This window comes from Pseudomonas sp. DW-iso17 (assembly GCF_058725345.1).
This window is the reverse complement of sequence record NZ_JBZXEA010000006.1, coordinates 77,848-97,766: the sequence shown is the minus strand read 5'-3', so window position 1 is coordinate 97,766 and position 19,919 is coordinate 77,848. Positions and strand designations below refer to the sequence as shown.

Below are 19,919 nucleotides of genomic sequence, written 5' to 3'. Positions count from 1 at the left end.
CATTGAGAGTCCATGGATAGAATCGAACAGTACCGCGTCTTCGTTCAGGTCGCAGAGCTTGGCAGTTTTATACAAGCGGCACGGCTGATGAGGCTGCCACGCGCGAGCGTGTCGGCCGCCATTCAACAGCTGGAGGCCAATGCCGGCACTCGACTGCTGCACCGGACAACCCGCAAGGTCTCCCTGACCGCCGATGGCACCCAGTTACTGCTGAAGGCGCGCCAGGTCTTGCTGGACATCGATGATATCGACCAACTGTTTAACCGCCATCAGGAACAGGTCATGGGCCGTCTGGAAGTGGACGTGCCCAGCCGCATAGCGCGGCGCCTGGTGATGCCTGCGTTGGGCGAGTTTCTCCGCCGCTACCCTGGGCTCCAACTCGGCCTGGGCTCCACCGATCGCGCCATTGATCTGGTACAGGAAGGCGTGGACTGTGTCATTCGTTTTGGCACCCCGCAGAACAGCAGCCTGGTGGTGAAACCTTTGGGTAAGGTGTTGCTGGTCAATTGCGCGAGCCCCGCCTACTTGGCGGAATTCGGGGTGCCCACACAGCCTGGCGATTTGCAAAATCGGCATGTCTGTATCGGCTACAGCACGAGCGCAGGCGGTCAGGAAACGGCGTGGGAATATTGCGTCGATGGCACCGCGCAGGCTGTCATGATGCCGAGCCGCGTGGTGGTCAACAATGCCGAAAGCTACATCGCAGGATGCTGTGCAGGGCTTGGCTTGATTCAGGTGCCGTTGTTCGATGTTCAGCATTTATTGGACAGCGGCGAATTGGTTGAGGTGATGACGGCCTATCGGCCGGCCCCCATGTGCGTTTCAGCCCTGTACCCGACTCGCCGCCAACGCTCTCGTCGCCTTGGCGCGTTCATCGATTGGTTTGCCGCTTTGATGGCTCCGCATCTGGAACCTTGATGCACTCCAGCGGTATATCCACCTATTCTCTTTAACTCGCCGTGTTTCGGATTGGGTTCAAGGATGAAACCTGCGCCCCAACGCATCCAGCCGCACCGCGATCGGTGGCAGGCGTTCGCTGCTGCGGGCGAGTGTCTCGACGTCGCCGGCGGTGTTCTGGGCGATGCTTTGCACCGACTGCAAGCGCTCGACGATCTCCAGGTTTGCCGAGGTCTGCTCGCGGGTGGTGGTGACGATGTGGCCGTTGAGTTGGTCGATGTGCGCGATGTCCTCGCCCACCGCCCGTAGCATGTCCACCGCCTCTTGGCTGTCTGCCACGCAGCGCTCTACGCCTTCGCGGCTGGCGTGCATGGCTTCGACGGCTTGGCGGCTGCCGTGTTGCAGGCCCTCGATGATGCTCTTGATTTCCTGGGTGGAGAGGGCGGTGCGCTGGGCCAGGCTGCGCACTTCATCGGCCACCACGGCAAAACCACGGCCTTGCTCGCCGGCGCGGGCGGCCTCGATGGCGGCGTTGAGGGCCAGCAGGTTGGTCTGGTTGGCGATGCTGCTGATCACTTCCAGCACCGAGCCGATTTGCTCTGCCTGCACCGCCAGGGATTCCACGGTCGACTCCGTGCCGTTGATACGCGAAGCCAGTTGGCTGATTTCATGCTGGGCGCGGCCGACGCTTTCCTGGCCGCGCACAATCTGCTGGCTGGCCTGGCCTGCATGTTCCACTGCCTGTTCGACCTGCACCGTAATGTGGCCCATGGCGTCTTCCATGCGCTGCATCGAACCGGTCATTTCGCCGATCTGCGCCAGTTGATGCCGTGCGCCTTTTTCCAGGGTGCCGCTGGCGCTGGCCAGTTCCTGGCCGAGCTGGCCCAGGCCATGGGAGTCGCGAGCGACGCCGTCGATCAGGTGGGTGAGTTGCTGCAGGAAGTGGTCGAAACGCTTGGCGAGGGATACGTGGGCCTTGCCTTCACCTTGGGCGGTTTCCACGGTGAACTGCGAGGTAACGGCGAGCATCTTCTCAAGCATTTCCTGGCTCTCCACCGCTTCGGCCTGGCTATGGACGGCCAGGTAGAGCAGGGCGACGGTCTCCATCACCACATAGAAGGCGTGAACGAACACCATGGTCCAGCCGCCGTGATGCTCCATCACAAACACCGGCAAGCCCTGGTGTTGCAAGGCATGGAACACCACGTGATGCACCGCGATGGTCAGTGCCGCCACCAGGATCGGCAGCCAGTCACGGTAGAAGGTCAGCACCGCCAACAGCGCGAAAATACCGAAGTGGGATTCGATCACCCCGTGCGCCTGGTTGATGTGCAACGCCGCCATCACCATCAAGCCGGCGCCCAGTGCACAGCGCATCACCCGGGTGCCGCCAATGACGCGATACAGCGCCGTGAGCACCACGCCGGTGCCGCCACCGACGATCACGGCCTGCATGAGGGTGTCGTGCCAGAACGCCAGGCCGAGGGAGAACAGGCACATCAGCCAGATCAATGCCAGCATGATGCGGTCGGCCTTGCGATAGTGCTCGAGAAAACGGACGGGCATTCACTCTTACTCCATGAGAGGGGGCGTCGAGGTCAAGCAAGCACGCGGTGTGCCATACAGGCGCGCCGCTGTGGAGTGAAGCAGATGTTCAGGATTGTTGCCGGTTACCCACGCGTTATCGGCACGCGGGCGCGGGACTTTAAGAACGGCTGCCCGAGCGGGCAGCCGAGGTGGGCATGAGGCTCAGAAACTGTACTTGGCAGTCAACATCATGTTGCGGGGGCTGCCATAGGAGTCGCCGCCATAAGTCACTGAGTTGGAGATGGACTGGTAGTAGTGGCGATCAAAGATGTTGTTGGCGTTGAGTTGCAAATCCAGGTGCTGATTGACCCGGTAGCCTGCCATCAAGTCAGTGACGGCGTAGCCGCCTTGCTGGAGCCGGTAGTTGCTGCCATCCGCTAGCTTGATGTCGTTGTACATGCGGCTCTGCCAGGAGATATTGCCGCCGACGCGGAGTTTTTCCAGCGGACCCTGGAAGTTATAGCGGGTGGTCACTTTGAACAGATGTTCCGGGATGTCGGTATCGAACTGTTTGTTGACCTTCTGCGGGTTGGCGTCGTCCTTGATGGTGTGGGTGCGCGCATAGGTATAGCCGCCGCCGACCTGCCAGTTTTCGGTCAAGGCGCCTTGCAGTTCGAAGTCGATACCCTGGCTGCGGATTTCGCCCGAGGCCTCGGCACAGGACGCCTGCGGGCAGTTGGGCACCACCACGGCCACGGCGCGGTTTTCCTGGTCGACACGGAACAGCGCTACGCTGGCATTCAACGTGCCACCGAAGTATTCGCCTTTGACGCCCACCTCATAATTTTTACCGACGATGGGTTTGAGCGGAGTGCCGGCTGTGCTCTTGTCTTTTTGCGGCGTGAAGATGTCGCTGTAACTCACATAAACCGAATGCTGGTCGTCCAGATCGTAGATCAGGCCGGCGTAGCGGGTGAGGTTGCGGGTGACCTTGTAGTCGCCAGCGGCATCACGGTTGTCGTAGTCGTACCAGTCCAGGCGAGCGCCGAGGATCAGCTTCAGCGGGTCGGCCAGGCTCAGGCGGCTGGTCAGGTAGAAACCGTCCTGGGTGGTGACTTCGCGAACGTTGTTGGTGCGGGTGAAGTTCGGTTTGCCCGCATTGATCGGCCAGTTGAGGTCGTACGGGCTGTAGTTGTGGGTGGTCATGTCGTAGATGCGCTTGCTGGCGCCCACCACCAGTTCATGGGTGCGGCCGAACGCCTCGAACGGGCCGCTGGCAAAGGCGTCGAGCCCGGCCTGGTTTTCATCGTAGGTGGCCTGGTACACCGTGCGGGCCAGGGTGTCGTTGGTCCAGCGCGATTGGTAGGAGCCGGAGAACAAGGCGTTCTGTTCGGCGTAGTTGGCGTTGACCTGCAGGCTCCAGTCGTTGGCCAGGCGCTGGCGCAGCTCTGCGAACACGGTGTTGATTTCCTGGTCCTTGTTTTCCCAGTTGGTGCCTGGGTTGTAAGAGCGCGACAGGCCCAGGTGGCGTCCATCCAGGCCGACCATCGAAGCGCCCCAGAAGTAGTTGGTCTTGTCCTTCTGGTTCGAGTAACCGAGGGTCAGGGTGGTGTCTTCGCTCAGGTCGGCTTCGGTGACGGCATAGAAAAGGCCATGATCCTGCTCGGCCTTGTCGATAAAACTGTTGGCATCGCGGTAAGAGGTGACGACACGGCCACGCCAGGTGCCACTGTCATTGAGTGGGCTGGAGGCGTCGAGCTCGCCACGGTAGTCGTCCCAGCTGCCGACGGCGCCGGTGAGCGTGACTTTCTGCTCATCCAGTGGCCGCTTGCGGATCAGGTTGATGGCGGCCGAAGGGTTGCCTGCGCCGGTCACCAGGCCGGTAGCGCCGCGTACCACTTCGACGCGGTCGAACATCGCCAGGTTCGGCTGGGCGCCTACCGACGCACCGTTGTAGCCGCTGGGAATACCGTCATACATGAGGTTGTCGATATCGAAACCGCGTGCGGTAAAGCCTTGTCGCCCAGGGCCGTTGGAGTAATTGAGGAACAGCCCCGGCGTGGCGTTGACCACGTCGTTGATGCTGGTCATGGCCTGGTCATCCATGCGCTGGCGCGTGATCACGGTGACGGCCTGCGGGGTTTCGCGCAGGGTCAGCGGCAGTTTGGTCGCGGTCTTCATCGAGCCGGTGGTGTACGACTCGCTGCCTTCGGTGGTTGCGCCAAGCTGTTGGCCCGAAACCTCGGTAGCGCCCAGCTCGATGGTGGCCGGTGCGTCGGCGGCAATGGCCGCATTGGAGGTTGCTAAAGCGATAGTGATTGCCATCAGACTGGGTGTAAAAACGTTGCCGCCGCGTTGTTGCACAAACATGAAAGTAGGGCTCCCCAAGTGCCTTCCGTGGCGAATAGTAAATCTGTTGATAATTATTCGCATCAGTTTGGCAGATTGAGTCTGTAGGGAAAAGCCCAACGTTTGTAGGAGCGCGATTGCTCGTGAAAGACGCGCAGGCGCCGCGTTAATTCAGTAAGCCCGCGTTATCGTTGAGGTTTTTCGCGAGCAAGCTCGCTCCTACAGGGTAGTGTTCAGGTGAACAGGATTTCGTAGGGTTCGCGCATGCGCTCCAGCAATATCTGCGCGAGCATCGGTGGTAAGCCGATCTGCGGGTCACCCACCAATTGGCTGGCGTAGGCGTGGGCGGCGTGCAGCTTGCGCGCGACGGTCCAGGTATCCAGGCGGACCTTGCGTGCACGCTGCCAGGGCATTACCGCGCTTTCCCGGGCCGGCCAATGCCAAGCCCAGATCGGCAGTTCATACAGTTGGGCACCTACCAGGCTGCACGCCCTGGCACTCGCGCGGCCGACGGCATCGTGGTCGTCATTGCCGTCGTTGCGCCAGGTCGTAAACACCACGTCGCCGGGTTGCAGGTAGCGCGCGATGAATTGGCTCATCGGCGATTCACGGGCGGCCAGGGCGTCGTCACAAAACCCGCCACGAATCCATTTCAGGCTGTGCAAGGGCATGCCCAGTCGACGCAGGGCCTCGGCGCTTTCCTGGGGGCGCACCACGCTCAAACGGCTGGGCGGCCATACTTGAGAGCCGGGATGGCTGGCGCTGCCGTCGGTGATGGAGATCAATTGCAGCGGATGCTCGTGGGTGCTGAGCAGTTGCAGCAAACCGCCGCACGCCAGCACTTCATCGCCAGGATGGGGTGCGATTACCACGACGCGAGCGCCGGGCGGTACCAGGGTGTTCAGGGAGATGATGGGGGTTTGCGCCAACTGCGGCGCAGTGTTCCAGATTTGCGCGGGGCCGCGACGGCCTTCGCTTAAGGAGGCAGGCTTCATGGGGTGTCACATCCTTGTCGGTTGATACCGGGTCGTGCTCCGTTGACGGAACGACGCTCTTGTCTTCACCGCAGGCTCCGCTGAGGTGAGTGCGTGGCATGCCAATACTGAAATGCTGTGCGAGGCGTTAGGAGCATAGACAGGCATGGGTATCTGCACAACTTTGATGCGATGTTTGCTGGGCTGACGTCATCGCAGGCAAGCCAGCTCCCACAGAGGGTCTATGTTGCCCACAGAATCTGCGCCTGGCATGGATCCCTGCGGGAGCTGGCTTGCCTGCGATTTTGTTTTTACCCAGCCCGCATCAAGCTCTTCAAGTAATCACCGAACCCACCCTCAGCCCGGCAATCCAGTCGCGCACTGGTCACCACTTGCGGTGCATGGCTCCAGGCAATGGATGCACCGCAACGCTCCAATTCACGTACCAGTTGTACATCCTCGTGGCATTCCAGCGGTTCAAACCCACCGGCCTCTACGTAGGCGCGGGCACTCACGCCCAGGTTGGCACCGTGGATATGCCGATGCCCGTCGCGGGCCTGGTAGGCCTGCTGATAGCGAATCTGCGCGGCCGGGTCGAAGCCTTCGCTCCAGGCGTCCACGGTGACTGTGCCGCACACCGCGTCGCAACCTTGGGCCAGTTGGGCCACCAACCAGTCAGGGGCGACACGGCTGTCGGCGTCGGTGCAGGAAATCCACCGCGCGCCTTGCTCCAGCAAGTACCCTGCACCCACGCCGCGGGCGTGCCCGACGTTGCGGGCCTGCACGTGCAGGCAATGCACCTCGTGGGCCTGGGCAATCGCCGCGCTGGCATCGCTGCAACTGTCGAGTACTACCAGAATCTGTACCGCTTCACCCAGCAAGCCCGGGTGGTTGGCGGCGATCCGCGCAGCTCTCAGGCAATCATCCAATAGGGCTTCTTCGTTATGTGCCGGGATCAGAATACCGATCATCGTAAACCCTCGTGGCGAGCGACCGAGGTGCCATCGAGGCTCCACAGGTTGAGCAGGAAATCCGGGTCATGGTACTGGACCAATGGTGCTACACCCAGACGCTGTTGGAGCACGGCGTGCACCTGTTCGGCGGTTTGCGGGCAACCGTCAATGGGCACTCGCCAATGACAGGCCAGAATTTGCCCGTCAGCGGTCAAGGCGGCGAGGGCGCAATCGATCAGACGATTAAAATCATCTACATCAAGGTAATAACAAAGCTCACTCAATACGATCAGTTCGAATTGCCCGCCGGGCCATTGTTCTGGCAGGCGACGCTGCTCCACGCGGGCATGAGGAAAATGCTCCAGCCGCGCCTGTGTCAGACGCACCGCAGCGGTGGCGGTGTCGCAACACAGCAGGCGGTCGCAACGCGGCGCGAGCTCGGCACTCAGTTCGCCGTTGGCACAACCCGGCTCGAATATCGACACATAGCGCAGCCGCGTCAGCACGGCCAAGGTCAGGGCGCGCTTGCGTTGTTCGTACCAGCGCTGACGAAAAGCCCAAGGGTCGTCATTGTCGGCAAACAACTGGTCGAAGTAGGGGGTTGCCACACTCATACGAATACCATCTCAAAAGGTTGCAGCAAGCGCTCCACCACATAGGGCGCCAGCACCGGTGGCAGGCCGATTTGCGGGTCGCCCTCCAATTGGCTGGCAAAGGCGTGGATCGCATGGCGTTTGCGCGCCACTTGCTCGGCGGTCAGCGGGATCTTGCGCGCCCGATGCCAGGGCACCTTGTGGTCTTCGGCAGTGGCCCAGTGCCAGGTCCATACCGGCAGTTCACACAACACTGCGCCGACGGCCTTGGCTGCCTTGGCGCTGGCGCGGCCCACGGCCTCATGGTCGCAATGCCCATCCTCGCACCACGTGGCGAACACCACATCGTTAGGCTTGAGGTGGCGCTGGATAAACTCGCAAAGCTGGGCTTCGCGCTCGGCCACATGGCTGTCGGCAAACCCGCCGCGCAGCCATTTCAAACTGTGCAGCGGCAAGCCAAGGCGGTGCAAGGCCTGGGCCGATTCCTGCGGACGCACCACACTCAGACGCTCCACCGGCCAGCGCCGGGAGCCCGGGTGGCTGGCGCTGCCATCGGTGACGGAGATCAACTGGATAGGGCGATCCAGCGCAGCCAGCCCTTGCAGCAGGCCACCACTGCCCAGCACCTCGTCATCCGGATGCGGGGCGACGATCACCGCTCGATGCCCTGGCGGCACCAACTGCGCCACACTGATGTGCGGCAACTCGGCCAATCGTGCGCTGTTTTGCCAGTGGCTCAACGGCGTGCCCTGGCCAACAATCGGATTGGGCCTCATAGCGCCCATCTCCCTGTGGGCTCGCCGGCGACCTGTTCACCGAGGGCGGCCAAGTCGCGTTCGGCATGACTTTGCCGCACATACACCGGTAAATCGGCCATCAACTGGGCAAAGTGCGGATCCTTGCAATACGGCCCGGCGCCGACCGCGCGGCCCACATGCTGGATCACCTGCTCGACTGTGTCCTCGATACAAGCACGCGTCTGTTGCGCCAGTTGCCGCGCATCAGCGCGAGGCTCGCGGTCGATCTGCGCGGCGCTGGCGCGCAACACGCAGGCGGCGCTGTTCAGGGCGCTGTCGACCGCGCCGAGGTGGGCCAGCGCATGGGGCTCTGCACGTGTGGCGCACTGGGCGCGCAGCACTTCACCCAGGCGTTGCGCCGCGCCGTACCAGCACGCGGCAATGCCGATCCCACCGTGCCAGAAGCCCGGACGGGACAGATAGTCGCCCGGGCCGCCCACGGCAATTCCCCTGGCGGCGCTGAACAAGATGTCGACGCTTCCGGTCGCCGCCATGCCCACCGCCTTCCAACCCTCAACCGTCACCGTGATGCCCGGTTGATCCATCGCCACGGCCACCAATTGCTGGCGGTCCTCTTCGTCCCAGGCCGTCAGCAAACCATGGCTGACCACCGCCGCACCGGAACACCAGGCCTTGCGCCCCTCGACGAGCAGCCGCTGGCCGTCGCGACGCACACGCACCTTGGCAGTCGGCGGCTCGGCCGCCCACATGCCCCAGGTGCTGCCCAGCGGCGGCAAGGGGCTGTCGAGTTCGGCAATGATCGCCAGGGCATCGGTATGGCCTTCGAACAACTTGCACAGGCGCAAGTCATGCCCGGCCACCTGGGCCAGTTGGCTCAAGCGGGACAGGGTCTGGCCGCTGCCCGGCAACGGCAGTTGATCAAGGCCTTCTTCTTGAAGGGCCCTCAGGGCATTACCCAAGGCTTGCGTGTCGGCATAGCCCCGGTAGCCCTGGAGGAAACCGTGCAACGCCATTTCACACCTCGCCTTCATGCTGCAGTTCAAACAGCAGCAGCGAGCGAGCGGTGACCGCGTACTCATGCTCGAAATCAAAGCGTTCCTGGCCACGCACAGCCGGGTCGTTGGTGTCGAGCAGGCACGTCCAGAACTCGCCCTCCGGCACCGGCGGCAGGCGGAAATTGACCTGGTCGTGATGGGCGTTGACCACCAGCAGCAGCGTGGCGTCGGCCCCGGCACGACGAATCCCGGTTTCCTGGGCGCGGCCATCCATCAGCATGCCCAGGCAGCGGCCCTGGCTGTCTTCCCATTGCTCGGTGGTCATTTCGTTGCCATCCGGCGCGAGCCAGGTGACGTCCTTCACGCCGATGTCTTCGTTGTAGTCGCCCACCAGGAAACGCCCGCGCCGCAGGATCGGGTACGCCAGGCGCAGCTTGATCAGGCGCTTGACGAACTTGAGCAGGGCCTTGCCGTCATCGTCCAGGTCCCAGTTGACCCAGCCGATCTCGCTGTCCTGGCAATAGGCATTGTTGTTGCCGTGTTGAGTGCGAGCGAACTCGTCCCCGGCGACGATCATTGGCGTGCCTTGGGCGAGCAGCAAAGTGGCGAAGAAGTTGCGCATCTGGCGCAGGCGCAGCGCGTTGATCTCCGGGTCGTCGGTAGGGCCTTCGACACCGTGGTTCCAGGACAGGTTGTTATTGCTGCCGTCCTGGTTGTTCTCGTCGTTGGCTTCGTTGTGTTTGTCGTTGTACGACACCAGGTCGTGCAGGGTGAAGCCGTCGTGGGCGGTGATGAAGTTCACCGAGCTGTACGGCCTGCGCCCGCGGTGGTTGAACATCTCGCCCGAGGCGGTCATGCGCCCGGCGAAATCGGCGAGTTGGCCATCGTCGCCTTTCCAGAACGCACGCACGGTGTCGCGGAAGCGGTCGTTCCATTCCACCCAGCCTGGTGGGAAGTTGCCCACCTGGTAGCCACCGGGGCCGCAGTCCCAGGGTTCGGCGATGAGTTTCAACTGGCGCAGCACCGGGTCCTGGCGGCAAGCCACGAGGAAACTGTGGCGCTCATCGAACCCGTCGCGGTAGCGACCGAGGATGGTCGCCAGGTCGAAGCGGAAGCCGTCCACGTGCATCTCGGTGGCCCAGTAGCGCAGGGAGTCGGTGACCATTTGCAGCACGCAGGGGTGGCTCAGATCCAGGGTATTGCCGGTGCCGGAATCGTTGATGTAGAAACGCTTGTCGTCGGGCATCAGCCGGTAGTAGGAGGCGTTGTCGATGCCGCGCATCGACAGGGTCGGGCCGCGCTCGTTGCCTTCGGCGGTGTGGTTGTAAACCACGTCCAGAATCACTTCCAGCTTCTGCTCATGCAGGTGCGCGACCATCTCCTTGAACTCGGCGATCTTGCCGCTGGCCAGGTAGCGCGGGTCAGGGGCGAAGAACGCAATGCTGTTATAGCCCCAATAGTTGGTCATGCCTTTTTCCAGCAGATGCTGGTCGTTGACGAAGGCGTGCACGGGCAACAGCTCGACCGAGGAAATGCCCAACTGACGGATATGCTTGAGCACGTCATCTTCCATCAAACCGGCGCAGGTCCCCCGCACCGACTCGCCGACCGAAGGATGACGCATGCTGATGCCGCGCAGGTGGGTTTCGTAGATGATCGTGCGGTCCCACGGCACTCGTACCGGTTGGTCGTTGCCCCAGGTGTGCGCCGGGTCGATGACCTTGCACTTGGGCACGAAGGGCGCACTGTCGCGTTCATCGAAACTGAGGTCGTCGTCCGGGTGGCCGATGGTGTAGCCAAACAGCGCTTCGGACCATTTGAGTTCGCCCACCAGTTGCTTGGCGTAGGGGTCGATCAACAGCTTGTTGTGGTTGAAGCGATGACCATTGGCCGGGTCATAGGGGCCGTATACGCGATAACCGTAAATCAGCCCGGGGTGAGCATCGGGCAGGTAGCCATGAAAGATTTCGTCGGTGTATTCGGGCAGTTCGATGCGTTCCAGCTCAACCTCGCCGGTATCGTCAAACAGGCACAGCTCCACCTTGGTGGCGTTGGCGGAAAACAGCGCAAAATTCACACCCAGGCCATCCCAGGTGGCGCCGAGGGGGAAGGGCAAACCTTCACGGATCCGCGACGGCTCATGAACCGGCGTCGCTGTGGTGTTGTCGGGTTTGCTCATCGAGTTGCTCCTGCAAGGGGTCTTTTTTCGGGCCGAACGCCGCCGTACTGACGGTGCTTCAGCGCATGGCTTGGACGGAAAAGGGCCTGCAGCGCGTAATGCGTGCTGCAGGCCCGGGAAATCATGGGGCGGGCGGTTTGGGCTTCTTCGGGGCGGCGGGTTTCTTCGCCGCAGGTTTGGCGGCGGCAGGCGCAGCAGGTTTGGGCTTTGCCGCAGCCTTGGGCGCGGTTTTCGGCTTGGCGGCCGGTTTAGGCTTGCTCGGCGTCAGCGCCTCGGCTTCCGCCAGCTTGCGCGCCATCTCCCAGTGGCGATCATGGGCGCCATCGGGCTTGCCTTCAGACTCCCAGATCTGATGCGCCAGTTCGCGAATGCGTTTGTCTTCTTTACTCATCACAAACTCCTCACAGAAAATTTTCAGCTTTCTTGATTATCAGGATTGATAAAGACATTGACCGGGAGATCCCCCAGGGCAGCGCTGATCAACAGCTCCTTGTTGGGTGTGACTACGCCCGTTTGAAAAAGTCCCTTCCAGTTTTGTGCAGGGGCGGCGAACGGTAATTTCACCCGCGTATCGCCCCAAACCTGGGCATTGATCTGGGGAAACATCCCGTTTTCAAGCAGCGGATAAGACCAGCGCGGCACCACCACCAGCAACTGCCTGCCCTGATGTTCACGGTAGAACGCAACCACCCGTTCCGCGTGCTGGCCCAGCACTTCCAGCGGTGTATAGCTGCCATGGCGCAGCAGCTCGGGGCAGGCTTTACGCAGGCCCAGTACCTGGGCGATCACTGCCTGTTTGATACGCCCGTCGCGCCAGTTGAACAACAGTTCGCCGATGTCCGGTGGTGCCTGCAATGCACGTTGCCGCGCAGCGAAGTCCACCGGGCGCCGGTTGTCCGGGTCGACCAGGCTGAAGTCCCAGAACTCATCGCCCTGGTAAATATCCGGCACACCCGGCACGGTCAGATGAAGCAAGGTTTGCGCCAGCCCATTCAGGGCGCCGGCGGGGGCGATGGCCTGCGCAGCGCTGTCCAACGCACTGCGCAGCGGCGCACCGGCCTCACTGAGCAGCAGGCGCTTGAGGAACGCTTCCACCGCCTGTTCGTAAGCCTCGTTGGGCGCGCTCCAACTGCTCTGCAACTTGGCCTCGCGCAGGGCTTTTTGCTGCCACTGCCACAGGCGTTGCTGGTACGCCTCCAGATCGGGGTTGGGCTCCAGCGGCCAACTGCCCAGCAGCACCTGATAGAGAATCAGCTCATCACCCGCCGAGGGGCTCTCGGCGCTCTCGCGCAAAGGCTCGGCCAGGCGGCGCCAGTGCTCGACCTGTTCGGCATACCAGGGGGCGCACTCGCTGAGTACCGCCAGGCGCGCACGGGTGTCTTCGCCGCGTTTGTGGTCGTGGGTGGCGGTGGCCAGCAGGTTGCCGGGGAAGGTCTTCAGGCGTTGTTGATTGGCCGCATGGAAATCTGCCAACGGCGCACTGAATTGCTCGGTACTGAAACCCACATCGTTGCGCGACAACAACACCGCCGAACGATAGAAAGCGGTGTCTTCCACAGCCTTGGCGGCGGCGGGCGAGGTCAGTTGCTGGAAGCGCACGCAGGCATGCTTGAGCATCTTGCGCGCCCGGCCTACCGGGCGATTGCGCCAGGGCTGACCACCCAACCATTGTTCCAGATGGTCGAGCACCGGCCAGTCGCCTTCGTTGAGGGTACTGCGTGCACCCTCCATGGCCTGCTGGAACACCTTGTCGTCGGCCGCACTGCGGCCCTTGGCGCTGATGTAGGTGCGGTACACCGGGAAATGCACAATCAGTTCCTGCAGGGCCCGGCGGATGGCGCCCAGGGTCAGGTCGCGGGTCATCACGTCATCGCGGGCCACTTGCAGCAGCGCCTGGGCCACGCTTTCGAAGTCGCCGCCCAACGAACCATTGAGGATCTGCTGGCGCGCCAGCCGCGCTTCTTCGCTGAAGGCTGAAGGCCGTTCGCTGTGACGCGTCCACATCTCGGCCAGCGGTGCAAAACCTTCGGGATGGTGTTGCAGCAAGGACAACTGGTTCATGAACTCGTAGCCGGTAGTGCCGTCCACCTGCCAGTCTTCACGCAAAGTTTCGCCTTCGCCAAGGATCTTTTCGACGAAGATCGGCAAGTGGCGCTCGGGTGACAGCGCGTCCACACGCCGACGCAATTTGCGGCAATAGCCACGCGGGTCAGCCAGGCCGTCGATATGGTCGATGCGCAGCCCGTCGACCAGCCCCGCGCTGATCAGCTCGAAAATCTTGCCATGGGTGGCCTCGAACACCGCCGTGCGTTCGACCCGCAGGCCGCCCAATTCAGTGACGTCGAAGAAGCGCCGCCAGTTGATGTCGTCCGCGGCGGTGCGCCAACTGGCCAGGCGATAGGTCTGTTGTTCCAGCAGGTGATGCAGGCGCTCGAAGCCCTCGGGCTGGCGACTGTCGAATGCGGCCAGGCGTTGTTCAATAGCGGGTAGCAGCTCGCTGGCGCGTTCGGCCAAGGCTTGTTTGAGCGTGGTGGCTTCGGCGTAGGCGTCGTGCTGATAGGCGAGGGCGGCGAAACGTTCGGCCAGCGGTTTGAGTAACTCATCGTTGCCCAGGATCAGGCCGTAGTCCCTGGGGCAAATCGGAAAACGGTGTTCGTAATGCTCGACATAGAAACTCCCCTGGGCGGCATCGAACTTGAGCGGGAGCGTGCCGTTCTGCAAGGCTTCGCCGTAATCGCTGCCGAGGAAGGGCATCAGCAACTGGCCCTTGAGCAGCGGGTCGGGGGAGTGCCACTGGATGTCGAAGAACTCGCTGTAGGGACTCAGGCGGCCCCATTCCAGCAGGTCCAGCCACCAAGGGTTATCCGCGCCGCCTACGGCCATATGGTTGGAGACGATATCGAGGATCAAGCCCATGTCGTGCTCACGCAGCGCGGCGACCAGGCGACGCAACGCCGCTTCGCCACCCAGCTCTGGGTTGACGCGGGTCGGGTCGACCACATCGTAGCCGTGCATGGAGCCTGCGCGGGCGCTTAACAGTGGTGAAGCATACAGGTGGCTGATACCCAGTTGGGCAAAGTACGGCACCAGTGGCACCGCGTCATCGAGGGTAAAACCTTTATGAAATTGCAGGCGCTGGGTGGCGCGCAGGGGCAGTGCGTTCATCGGTCACGCTCATAGGCTTGGTTGCGCGCCACGGCCAGCAGTTCGAGGCGACGCGCGGCGCTGTCATTGTCGAGCAGGCTGGCGGCTTCGCCGGGCAAGCGGCGGCGCCAATTGGGGTGGGTGTCGAGGGTGCCCGGCAGGTTGGCTTGCTCCTCGATGCCCAAAGCATCTTCCAGGGGCAACAACACCAGGGGCGCGCGGGTATGGCCCAGGTAGCGCACGCTGGCGTCGATCATATGGTCGGTGTCGTTGCGGATCTCATCGATGAAGTTCTGCGGGTCCTGGCTCAAGGCTTGGCGCAGTGCCTGGCGTTCGCGCAGGCGGTGTTCGCTCCATTGGTCCACGGTGGGCGCATCGATCAGGCCCAGCTGGATATTCCATTCGATATCGCGGCTGTGCCACCAGCCATTGAGGGTCGGCAAGTCGTGGGTACTGGTGGTGGCCAAGGCGTTGTCGGGCCAATCGAGGATGGGCTTGAACTGGCCGTCATGGTTCTGTTCGAACAGCAGCACACGCATACCCAGGATCGAGCGGGCGCTGAGCTTTTCGCGCAGGCCCTCAGGCACGGTGCCCAGGTCTTCACCGAGGACGATGGCCTGGTGGTGGTGCGATTCCAAGGCGAGCAAACGCAGCAGGTCGTCCACCGGGTAATACAAATAGGCGCCTTCGCGGGGTGATGCACCCAGGGGGATCACCCACAGGCGTTGCAGGCCCATCACATGGTCGATGCGCAAGCCGCCGGCATGGGCGAAGTTGGCCCGCAGCATTTCGATAAAGGCGCGAAAGCCATTGCGCTTGAGGCCCTCTGGGGAAAAGGCAGAGATCCCCCAACCTTGGCCTGCGCGGTTGAGAATGTCCGGTGGCGCGCCCACGGTCAGGTCGGCCAGCAGTTCGTCTTGACGGCTCCAGGCCTGGCTACCGCCGCCATCGGCACCCACCGCCAGGTCGGCGATCAGGCCGATGCCCATGCCGCTGCCACGGGCGGCTTGTTGCGCGCGCTCAAGGCTACGGGCGATCAGCCATTGGGTGAAGGCGAAATAGCCGATTTCGTCGCGGTTTTCCTCGGCGAACTGCGCCAGGGCCGGGCTTTGCGGCGTGCGCCAGGCTTCGGGCCATTGGCGCCAGTCCAGGTCCTCACCGGCGGCAGCACGCTGGGCCTGTATGGCTTCGAAGCGGCAGTGGTTTTCCAGGGCTTCGCCGCCGGTCTGGCGGAAGCTTTGGAAGTCGGCATGCTGGGGATGCGCGCCGTGGCGGAAGTCTTCATACAGTGTGCGCAGCAGGCGTTGCTTGGCCTTGGCGGCGGCCGGCCAGTCGATCAGCGGGAGCTGTTCCAGGGCATGCAACTCGTCAGCCAACCCGGCAGCTTCGATGGCGTTGCGCACCTCACGTTCACCGAGGATGCACGCCGGCGAAGCATACAGGCTGTTGAGAAACAGGCGGCTGGAGGGTGAATAAGGGCTGAAACGCTCGGTGTCGGCGCTGAACATCGCGTGCATCGGGCTGATCGCCACAGCGTCGGCGCCGCGCTCGGCGGCGGAACGCACCAGGTGCTCCAGAGCCAGGGTGTCGCCAAAACCGCCATCGCCGAGGCGGCGCAAGGCATAGAGTTGGGCGCTGAGGCCCCAGGCGCGAGCGGGTTGGCTGTCGACCGCGTCGGCCACGCTGTAGCAGTGGCTGGGAGCGACGGCCAGGGTGAAGGTTTGCCCGTCGATATGCACCTGGTGGTAGCCCAGGGCGATCACGCCGGGCAGCACAGCCTCGCCGTCCAGGCGCAGCTCCAGGGTTTCGCCGCCTTCCAGGCTGACGCGACACGGGGTATCGGGAGCGAAATAACGCGCCAGGTCCAGGCCCGCACCACTGTCGGTGGTCATCAACGGCGGCAGGTGGGTGTCTTGCTGCGCCTGCTCAAGTTGCTGCAGGCTGGCGTCGATCTCGGCATCGCTGTCGGCCGGGTGCCCAAGGCCTTTGAGCACAGCGCGCAGGGCGTCAGGCTTTACATGCTGCGGGCGACCGTTGGCATCGATCCAATCGACGGCCAGGCCTGCGCGGCTGGCGAGAATTTCCAGGTTCGCTTCGCTCAAAGAATGTCTCCAACAGGGGATAAGCAAACGCGAGCGCTCAAGGGCGGTAAGTGCGCACCTTGCTGGGCAGGCGTTTGGAAAATAATCGGGTGGGGTGCCGGATGATCCAGGGGCTGTTCACTCAGGTTCAGGTCGATCTGCAGCACACGGCCGTTGCCCAGACGCCAGCGCGCGGTGACGGCATGGTCAGCCAGCACCTGCGCGCCCAGGGCCACCGTACCGGGCAAGTGCGGCACTACGTGTGTGTGACGCAGGCTCAGCAGGTGACGGTAGAGCTGGGTGTGGTCGTTCTCGACGAAGGAGGGCACCGACTGTAAAAAGGTTTGCAGCGCGTTGGGGTCGGGGATGCGCTGGCGTTGCTCGGGGTCGTGAAACGCCGCGAAGTCGGCAAATTCATTGCGCCGCCCCTCACGCACCGCCTCGGCCAGTTCGCCATGATGGTCGGTAAAAAACAGGAAGGGCTCGGCGGCATTTACTTCGTCGCCCATGAACAGCATCGGGATCATGGGGCACAGCAGCAGCAGGGCGGTCGCGGCTTTCAGGGCCTGGGGCGAACACAACTGGTGCAGGCGTTCGCCCAGAGCGCGGTTGCCAACCTGGTCGTGGTTCTGCAGGAATGCGACGAAGGCGCTGGGGGGCAGTTCCGCACTGGGTTCGCCCCGTGCATGACCATGGCGTGTCGTTTCGCCCTGGTAGATGAACCCCTCGGCCAGGCAGCGCGCCAGCTTGGCGGTGGGCTGCTCGGCAAAATCGCTGTAGTAAGCGTCGGTTTCACCGGTGAGCAGTACGTGCAGCACATTATGAAAGTCGTCATTCCATTGGGCGTCGAAATCGTGCTGCAACAGGCTGGCCTGGTTCAGTTCGTTTTCCAGCATCAGCCACACGTGGCGTCCGCCGTCCACCTGCTGGCGTACCCGTTGTGCCAGTTCCTGTAGAAACCCGGGGTTGTCAATGGCGTGCACGGCATCCAGGCGCAGGCCGTCGAAGCGGTATTCGAGCAGCCACATCAGGGCGTTATCGAGGAAGAAATCCCGCACTTCACGGCGCTCGAAATCAATACCAGCGCCCCAGGGGGTGTGCACGTCCTTCTGGAAGAACCCCTGGGCGTACTGGCCCAGGTAATTGCCGTCGGGGCCGAAGTGGTTGTAGACCACATCGAGGATCACGGCCAAACCGTGGCCGTGGGCACTGTCGATCAGTTGCTTGAGTTGCTCGGGAGTGCCGTAGGTGGCGTGGGGCGCATAGGGCAGCACGCCGTCATAGCCCCAATTGCGTTCGCCGGGGAATTGCGCCAAAGGCATCAATTCAACTGCGGTGACGCCTAGTTCAGCCAGGCGGGGCAGGTGTTTCTCGACGGCAGCGTAGCCGCCCATGGCGCCGACGTGGAGTTCGTAGATCACCGCCGTGTGCCACGGGCGACCCTGCCACTGGCTGTGGCGCCATTCATAGGCGAGGGGGTCGACTACTCGGCTCCACCCATGCACATCCAGCGCCTGGGCCCTGGAAGCGGGGTCGGGCACCGTATTTTCGCCATCGATATTAAAGCGGTAAAGCGTGCCGGCAGGGCACGCGACTTCGACTTCGAACCAACCACCGGCCTGGGGAAGCATGACGATGGTTTTACCCTGTTCCAATTCAACGCTAACATAAAATGCGTCTGGCGCCCATAACGCAAAGCGCGTGCGGTGCGCGTCCAGCATGATTGCGCCGTGGGGCCAGGTTTCCAGAGTCCGTAACGGCATCTATGAAGACCTCCCTTAGTTGTTCCAGTCGTTACTTGTTCGATTTTCCCAATGCCTTGGCCACCAGTCGTTCATAGAGCTCGGCGTAGGGTTCCACGGCCTGGCACCAGTTGAACGGCTGGGTCATGGCACGGCTGCGCATGGCGTTGAGCAGACCGGGGAAGGCGAACACCTTGAAGGCGCGGCGCAGCGCCTCTTCGTAGCTTTGCACGGTGGATTCATTGAACAGGAAGCCGGTGACGCCATCCTCAATGGTGTCCGCCAGCCCGCCGGTGTTACGCGCCACCGGCAACGAGCCGAAGCGCTGCGCATACATCTGGCTCAGGCCGCAGGGTTCATAGCGTGACGGCATCAGCAGGAAATCGCTGCCGGCGAACATGCGGCGCGCATCGGTCTCGTTGAAGCCGATACGTACCCCCACCTGGCCCGGGAAGCGCAGTGCCAATTCGCGCATGGCCTGTTCTTCTTCCGGCTCGCCACGGCCGATGATCGCAATCTGGCCGCCGTTTTCGACGATGAAACTGGCGACGGCTTCGGTCAGGTCCAGGCCTTTCTGGTAGACCAGGCGCGAGACCACAGCGAACAGCGGGCCACTGGATGGCTGCAGCCCAAACAACTCGCGCACATGGGCGGCGTTGATAGCCTTACCTTCCCAGTCGCCGATATTGAAGTTGTGGATCAGATGCGTGTCGGTGGACGTCTCCCAGCTTTCGTCGATACCGTTGGGAATGCCGCTGAGCAGACCTTGCTGGGTCTTGCTGGCGAGGAATCCATCCAGGCCGCAACCGAATTCCGGGGTGGTGATCTCCTGGGCGTAGGTGGCGCTCACGGTGGTGATATGGCTGGAATACGCCATGCCCGCCTTGAGAAACGACATCTTGCCGTAGAACTCCATGCCTTCTTGTTGCAGGGCATGGGGCGGAATGCCCAGCTCTGGCGTCGAGGCCAGGCTGACCACGCCCTGGTAGGCCAGGTTATGAATGGTGAACAGGGTTGGCGTGCGCGACCCACGCCAGTGCATGTACGCCGGAGCCAGGCCCGCAGGCCAGTCATGGGCATGCACCAGGTCCGGGCACCAGTGGATTTGCGCGAGGTTGGCGGCCATGTCGGCGGCGGCCAGGCCCAGACGGGCGAAGCGGATATGGTTGTCTGGCCAGTCGCGACCATTGTTGGCGCCGTAGGGCGTGCCTTCACGCTCATACAGTTCGGGGCAGATCAGCACGTAGATGACCAGGCCGTCCTTGAGGTCCATGCGCCCGATCTTGCACGGTGGCAACGCAGCGTGGCCGCCCAGTTCACCGACGATATGAATCGGGTTGTCGCTTTCCATCACTTGCGGGTAACCCGGAATCAGTACTCGCACATCATGCAGGTGGGCCATGGCGCGGGGCAGGGCAGCGGAGACGTCGCCCAGGCCACCGGTTTTCACCAGGTCCGCGAACTCGGAGGTGACAAACAAGACTTTCTTTCGATTCGGATTCTGACTCACGACCGGCCGCACAGTGTTGGGCAGGTCGGCCAAAGACTTTGGCCCTCCTGCCGGCTGACTAAAACGCTCTCCCTGAGTATCTACTGCGGCACTGATCATAATGCACTCCCATCTGTTGGTTGGCTAATGGCCCGCTGCCATCGGCTCCGAGTGACCGCATCCTGCGGCCAGGCACACAAGCGCTATACAAGCTGGCAAGGCGTATGCCAGTTGCTAC

At 62.7% G+C, this 19,919-nt stretch carries 14 protein-coding genes; 1 reads left to right on the top strand and 13 read right to left on the bottom strand.

Features of this window, described 5'->3' with window-relative positions:
• Positions 1–12 precede the first annotated feature (12 nt).
• A complete protein-coding gene (locus AC4PS6_RS05475) occupies positions 13–918 on the top strand; it encodes a LysR family transcriptional regulator (RefSeq protein ID WP_072434640.1) in 906 nt (301 codons plus the stop codon).
• A gap of 57 nt (positions 919–975) precedes the next feature.
• Here AC4PS6_RS05475 and AC4PS6_RS05470 read toward each other — a convergent pair whose 3' ends face one another.
• The 13 genes from AC4PS6_RS05470 to glgA all read right to left on the bottom strand — a co-directional run bounded on the left by AC4PS6_RS05470 (position 976) and on the right by glgA (position 19,801).
• The gene (locus AC4PS6_RS05470; RefSeq protein WP_419722484.1) at positions 976–1,668 is read right to left on the bottom strand and encodes a methyl-accepting chemotaxis protein; all 693 of its coding nucleotides are present in this window, start codon (positions 1,666–1,668) and stop codon (positions 976–978) included.
• A gap of 978 nt (positions 1,669–2,646) precedes the next feature.
• Positions 2,647–4,794 (bottom strand): TonB-dependent siderophore receptor, encoded by a 2,148-nt coding sequence (locus AC4PS6_RS05465; protein ID WP_336827287.1) that lies wholly within the window; start codon positions 4,792–4,794, stop codon positions 2,647–2,649.
• Positions 4,795–5,006: 212 nt separating this feature from the next.
• Complete coding sequence (locus tag AC4PS6_RS05460; protein WP_336827286.1) at positions 5,007–5,768, bottom strand: PIG-L deacetylase family protein; 762 nt, start codon at positions 5,766–5,768, stop codon at positions 5,007–5,009.
• A 290-nt stretch (positions 5,769–6,058) separates the two neighbouring features.
• On the bottom strand, positions 6,059–6,718 hold the full coding sequence (locus AC4PS6_RS05455) for a glycosyltransferase family 2 protein (protein WP_020302308.1): 660 nt from the start codon (positions 6,716–6,718) through the stop codon (positions 6,059–6,061).
• Positions 6,715–7,314, bottom strand: coding sequence for an SAM-dependent methyltransferase (locus AC4PS6_RS05450; protein ID WP_201914902.1), 600 nt, complete (start codon positions 7,312–7,314; stop codon positions 6,715–6,717). Before AC4PS6_RS05450 ends, AC4PS6_RS05455 begins: the two co-directional genes overlap by 4 nt.
• Positions 7,311–8,069, bottom strand: a complete 759-nt coding sequence (locus tag AC4PS6_RS05445) for a PIG-L deacetylase family protein (RefSeq protein ID WP_014718612.1) — start codon at positions 8,067–8,069, stop codon at positions 7,311–7,313. Before AC4PS6_RS05445 ends, AC4PS6_RS05450 begins: the two co-directional genes overlap by 4 nt.
• Positions 8,066–9,064 (bottom strand): acyl-CoA dehydrogenase family protein, encoded by a 999-nt coding sequence (locus AC4PS6_RS05440; protein ID WP_060767727.1) that lies wholly within the window; start codon positions 9,062–9,064, stop codon positions 8,066–8,068. The genes AC4PS6_RS05445 and AC4PS6_RS05440 overlap by 4 nt, the downstream gene beginning before the upstream one ends.
• 1 nt (position 9,065) lies before the next feature.
• Positions 9,066–11,225, bottom strand: coding sequence for a glycogen debranching protein GlgX (gene glgX, locus AC4PS6_RS05435; protein ID WP_014718610.1), 2,160 nt, complete (start codon positions 11,223–11,225; stop codon positions 9,066–9,068).
• A gap of 121 nt (positions 11,226–11,346) precedes the next feature.
• On the bottom strand, positions 11,347–11,616 hold the full coding sequence (locus AC4PS6_RS05430) for a DUF2934 domain-containing protein (protein ID WP_003191595.1): 270 nt from the start codon (positions 11,614–11,616) through the stop codon (positions 11,347–11,349).
• A 23-nt stretch (positions 11,617–11,639) separates the two neighbouring features.
• On the bottom strand, positions 11,640–14,390 hold the full coding sequence (locus AC4PS6_RS05425; protein WP_336827284.1) for a malto-oligosyltrehalose synthase: 2,751 nt from the start codon (positions 14,388–14,390) through the stop codon (positions 11,640–11,642).
• Positions 14,387–16,471 (bottom strand): 4-alpha-glucanotransferase, encoded by a 2,085-nt coding sequence (gene malQ / locus AC4PS6_RS05420; RefSeq protein WP_336827283.1) that lies wholly within the window; start codon positions 16,469–16,471, stop codon positions 14,387–14,389. The genes AC4PS6_RS05425 and malQ overlap by 4 nt, the downstream gene beginning before the upstream one ends.
• On the bottom strand, positions 16,468–18,213 hold the full coding sequence (gene treZ / locus AC4PS6_RS05415; RefSeq protein ID WP_336827282.1) for a malto-oligosyltrehalose trehalohydrolase: 1,746 nt from the start codon (positions 18,211–18,213) through the stop codon (positions 16,468–16,470). The genes malQ and treZ overlap by 4 nt, the downstream gene beginning before the upstream one ends.
• Positions 18,214–18,244: 31 nt before the next feature.
• The gene (glgA, locus tag AC4PS6_RS05410) at positions 18,245–19,801 is read right to left on the bottom strand and encodes a glycogen synthase GlgA (protein ID WP_081036816.1); all 1,557 of its coding nucleotides are present in this window, start codon (positions 19,799–19,801) and stop codon (positions 18,245–18,247) included.
• Between the last annotated feature and the right edge of the window lie 118 nt (positions 19,802–19,919).

Bases quoted from the DNA above. Each gene is read 5' to 3' on its own strand.
- AC4PS6_RS05475 (WP_072434640.1), top strand. From the start codon at position 13: ATGGATAGAATCGAACAGTACCGCGTCTTCGTTCAGGTCGCAGAGCTT.
- AC4PS6_RS05470 (WP_419722484.1), bottom strand. From the start codon at position 1,668: ATGGGCCACATTACGGTGCAGGTCGAACAGGCAGTGGAACATGCAGGC.
- AC4PS6_RS05465 (WP_336827287.1), bottom strand. From the start codon at position 4,794: ATGTTTGTGCAACAACGCGGCGGCAACGTTTTTACACCCAGTCTGATG.
- AC4PS6_RS05460 (WP_336827286.1), bottom strand. From the start codon at position 5,768: ATGAAGCCTGCCTCCTTAAGCGAAGGCCGTCGCGGCCCCGCGCAAATC.
- AC4PS6_RS05455 (WP_020302308.1), bottom strand. From the start codon at position 6,718: ATGATCGGTATTCTGATCCCGGCACATAACGAAGAAGCCCTATTGGAT.
- AC4PS6_RS05450 (WP_201914902.1), bottom strand. From the start codon at position 7,314: ATGAGTGTGGCAACCCCCTACTTCGACCAGTTGTTTGCCGACAATGAC.
- AC4PS6_RS05445 (WP_014718612.1), bottom strand. From the start codon at position 8,069: ATGAGGCCCAATCCGATTGTTGGCCAGGGCACGCCGTTGAGCCACTGG.
- AC4PS6_RS05440 (WP_060767727.1), bottom strand. From the start codon at position 9,064: ATGGCGTTGCACGGTTTCCTCCAGGGCTACCGGGGCTATGCCGACACG.
- glgX (WP_014718610.1), bottom strand. From the start codon at position 11,225: ATGAGCAAACCCGACAACACCACAGCGACGCCGGTTCATGAGCCGTCG.
- AC4PS6_RS05430 (WP_003191595.1), bottom strand. From the start codon at position 11,616: ATGAGTAAAGAAGACAAACGCATTCGCGAACTGGCGCATCAGATCTGG.
- AC4PS6_RS05425 (WP_336827284.1), bottom strand. From the start codon at position 14,390: ATGAACGCACTGCCCCTGCGCGCCACCCAGCGCCTGCAATTTCATAAA.
- treZ (WP_336827282.1), bottom strand. From the start codon at position 18,213: ATGCCGTTACGGACTCTGGAAACCTGGCCCCACGGCGCAATCATGCTG.
- glgA (WP_081036816.1), bottom strand. From the start codon at position 19,801: ATGATCAGTGCCGCAGTAGATACTCAGGGAGAGCGTTTTAGTCAGCCG.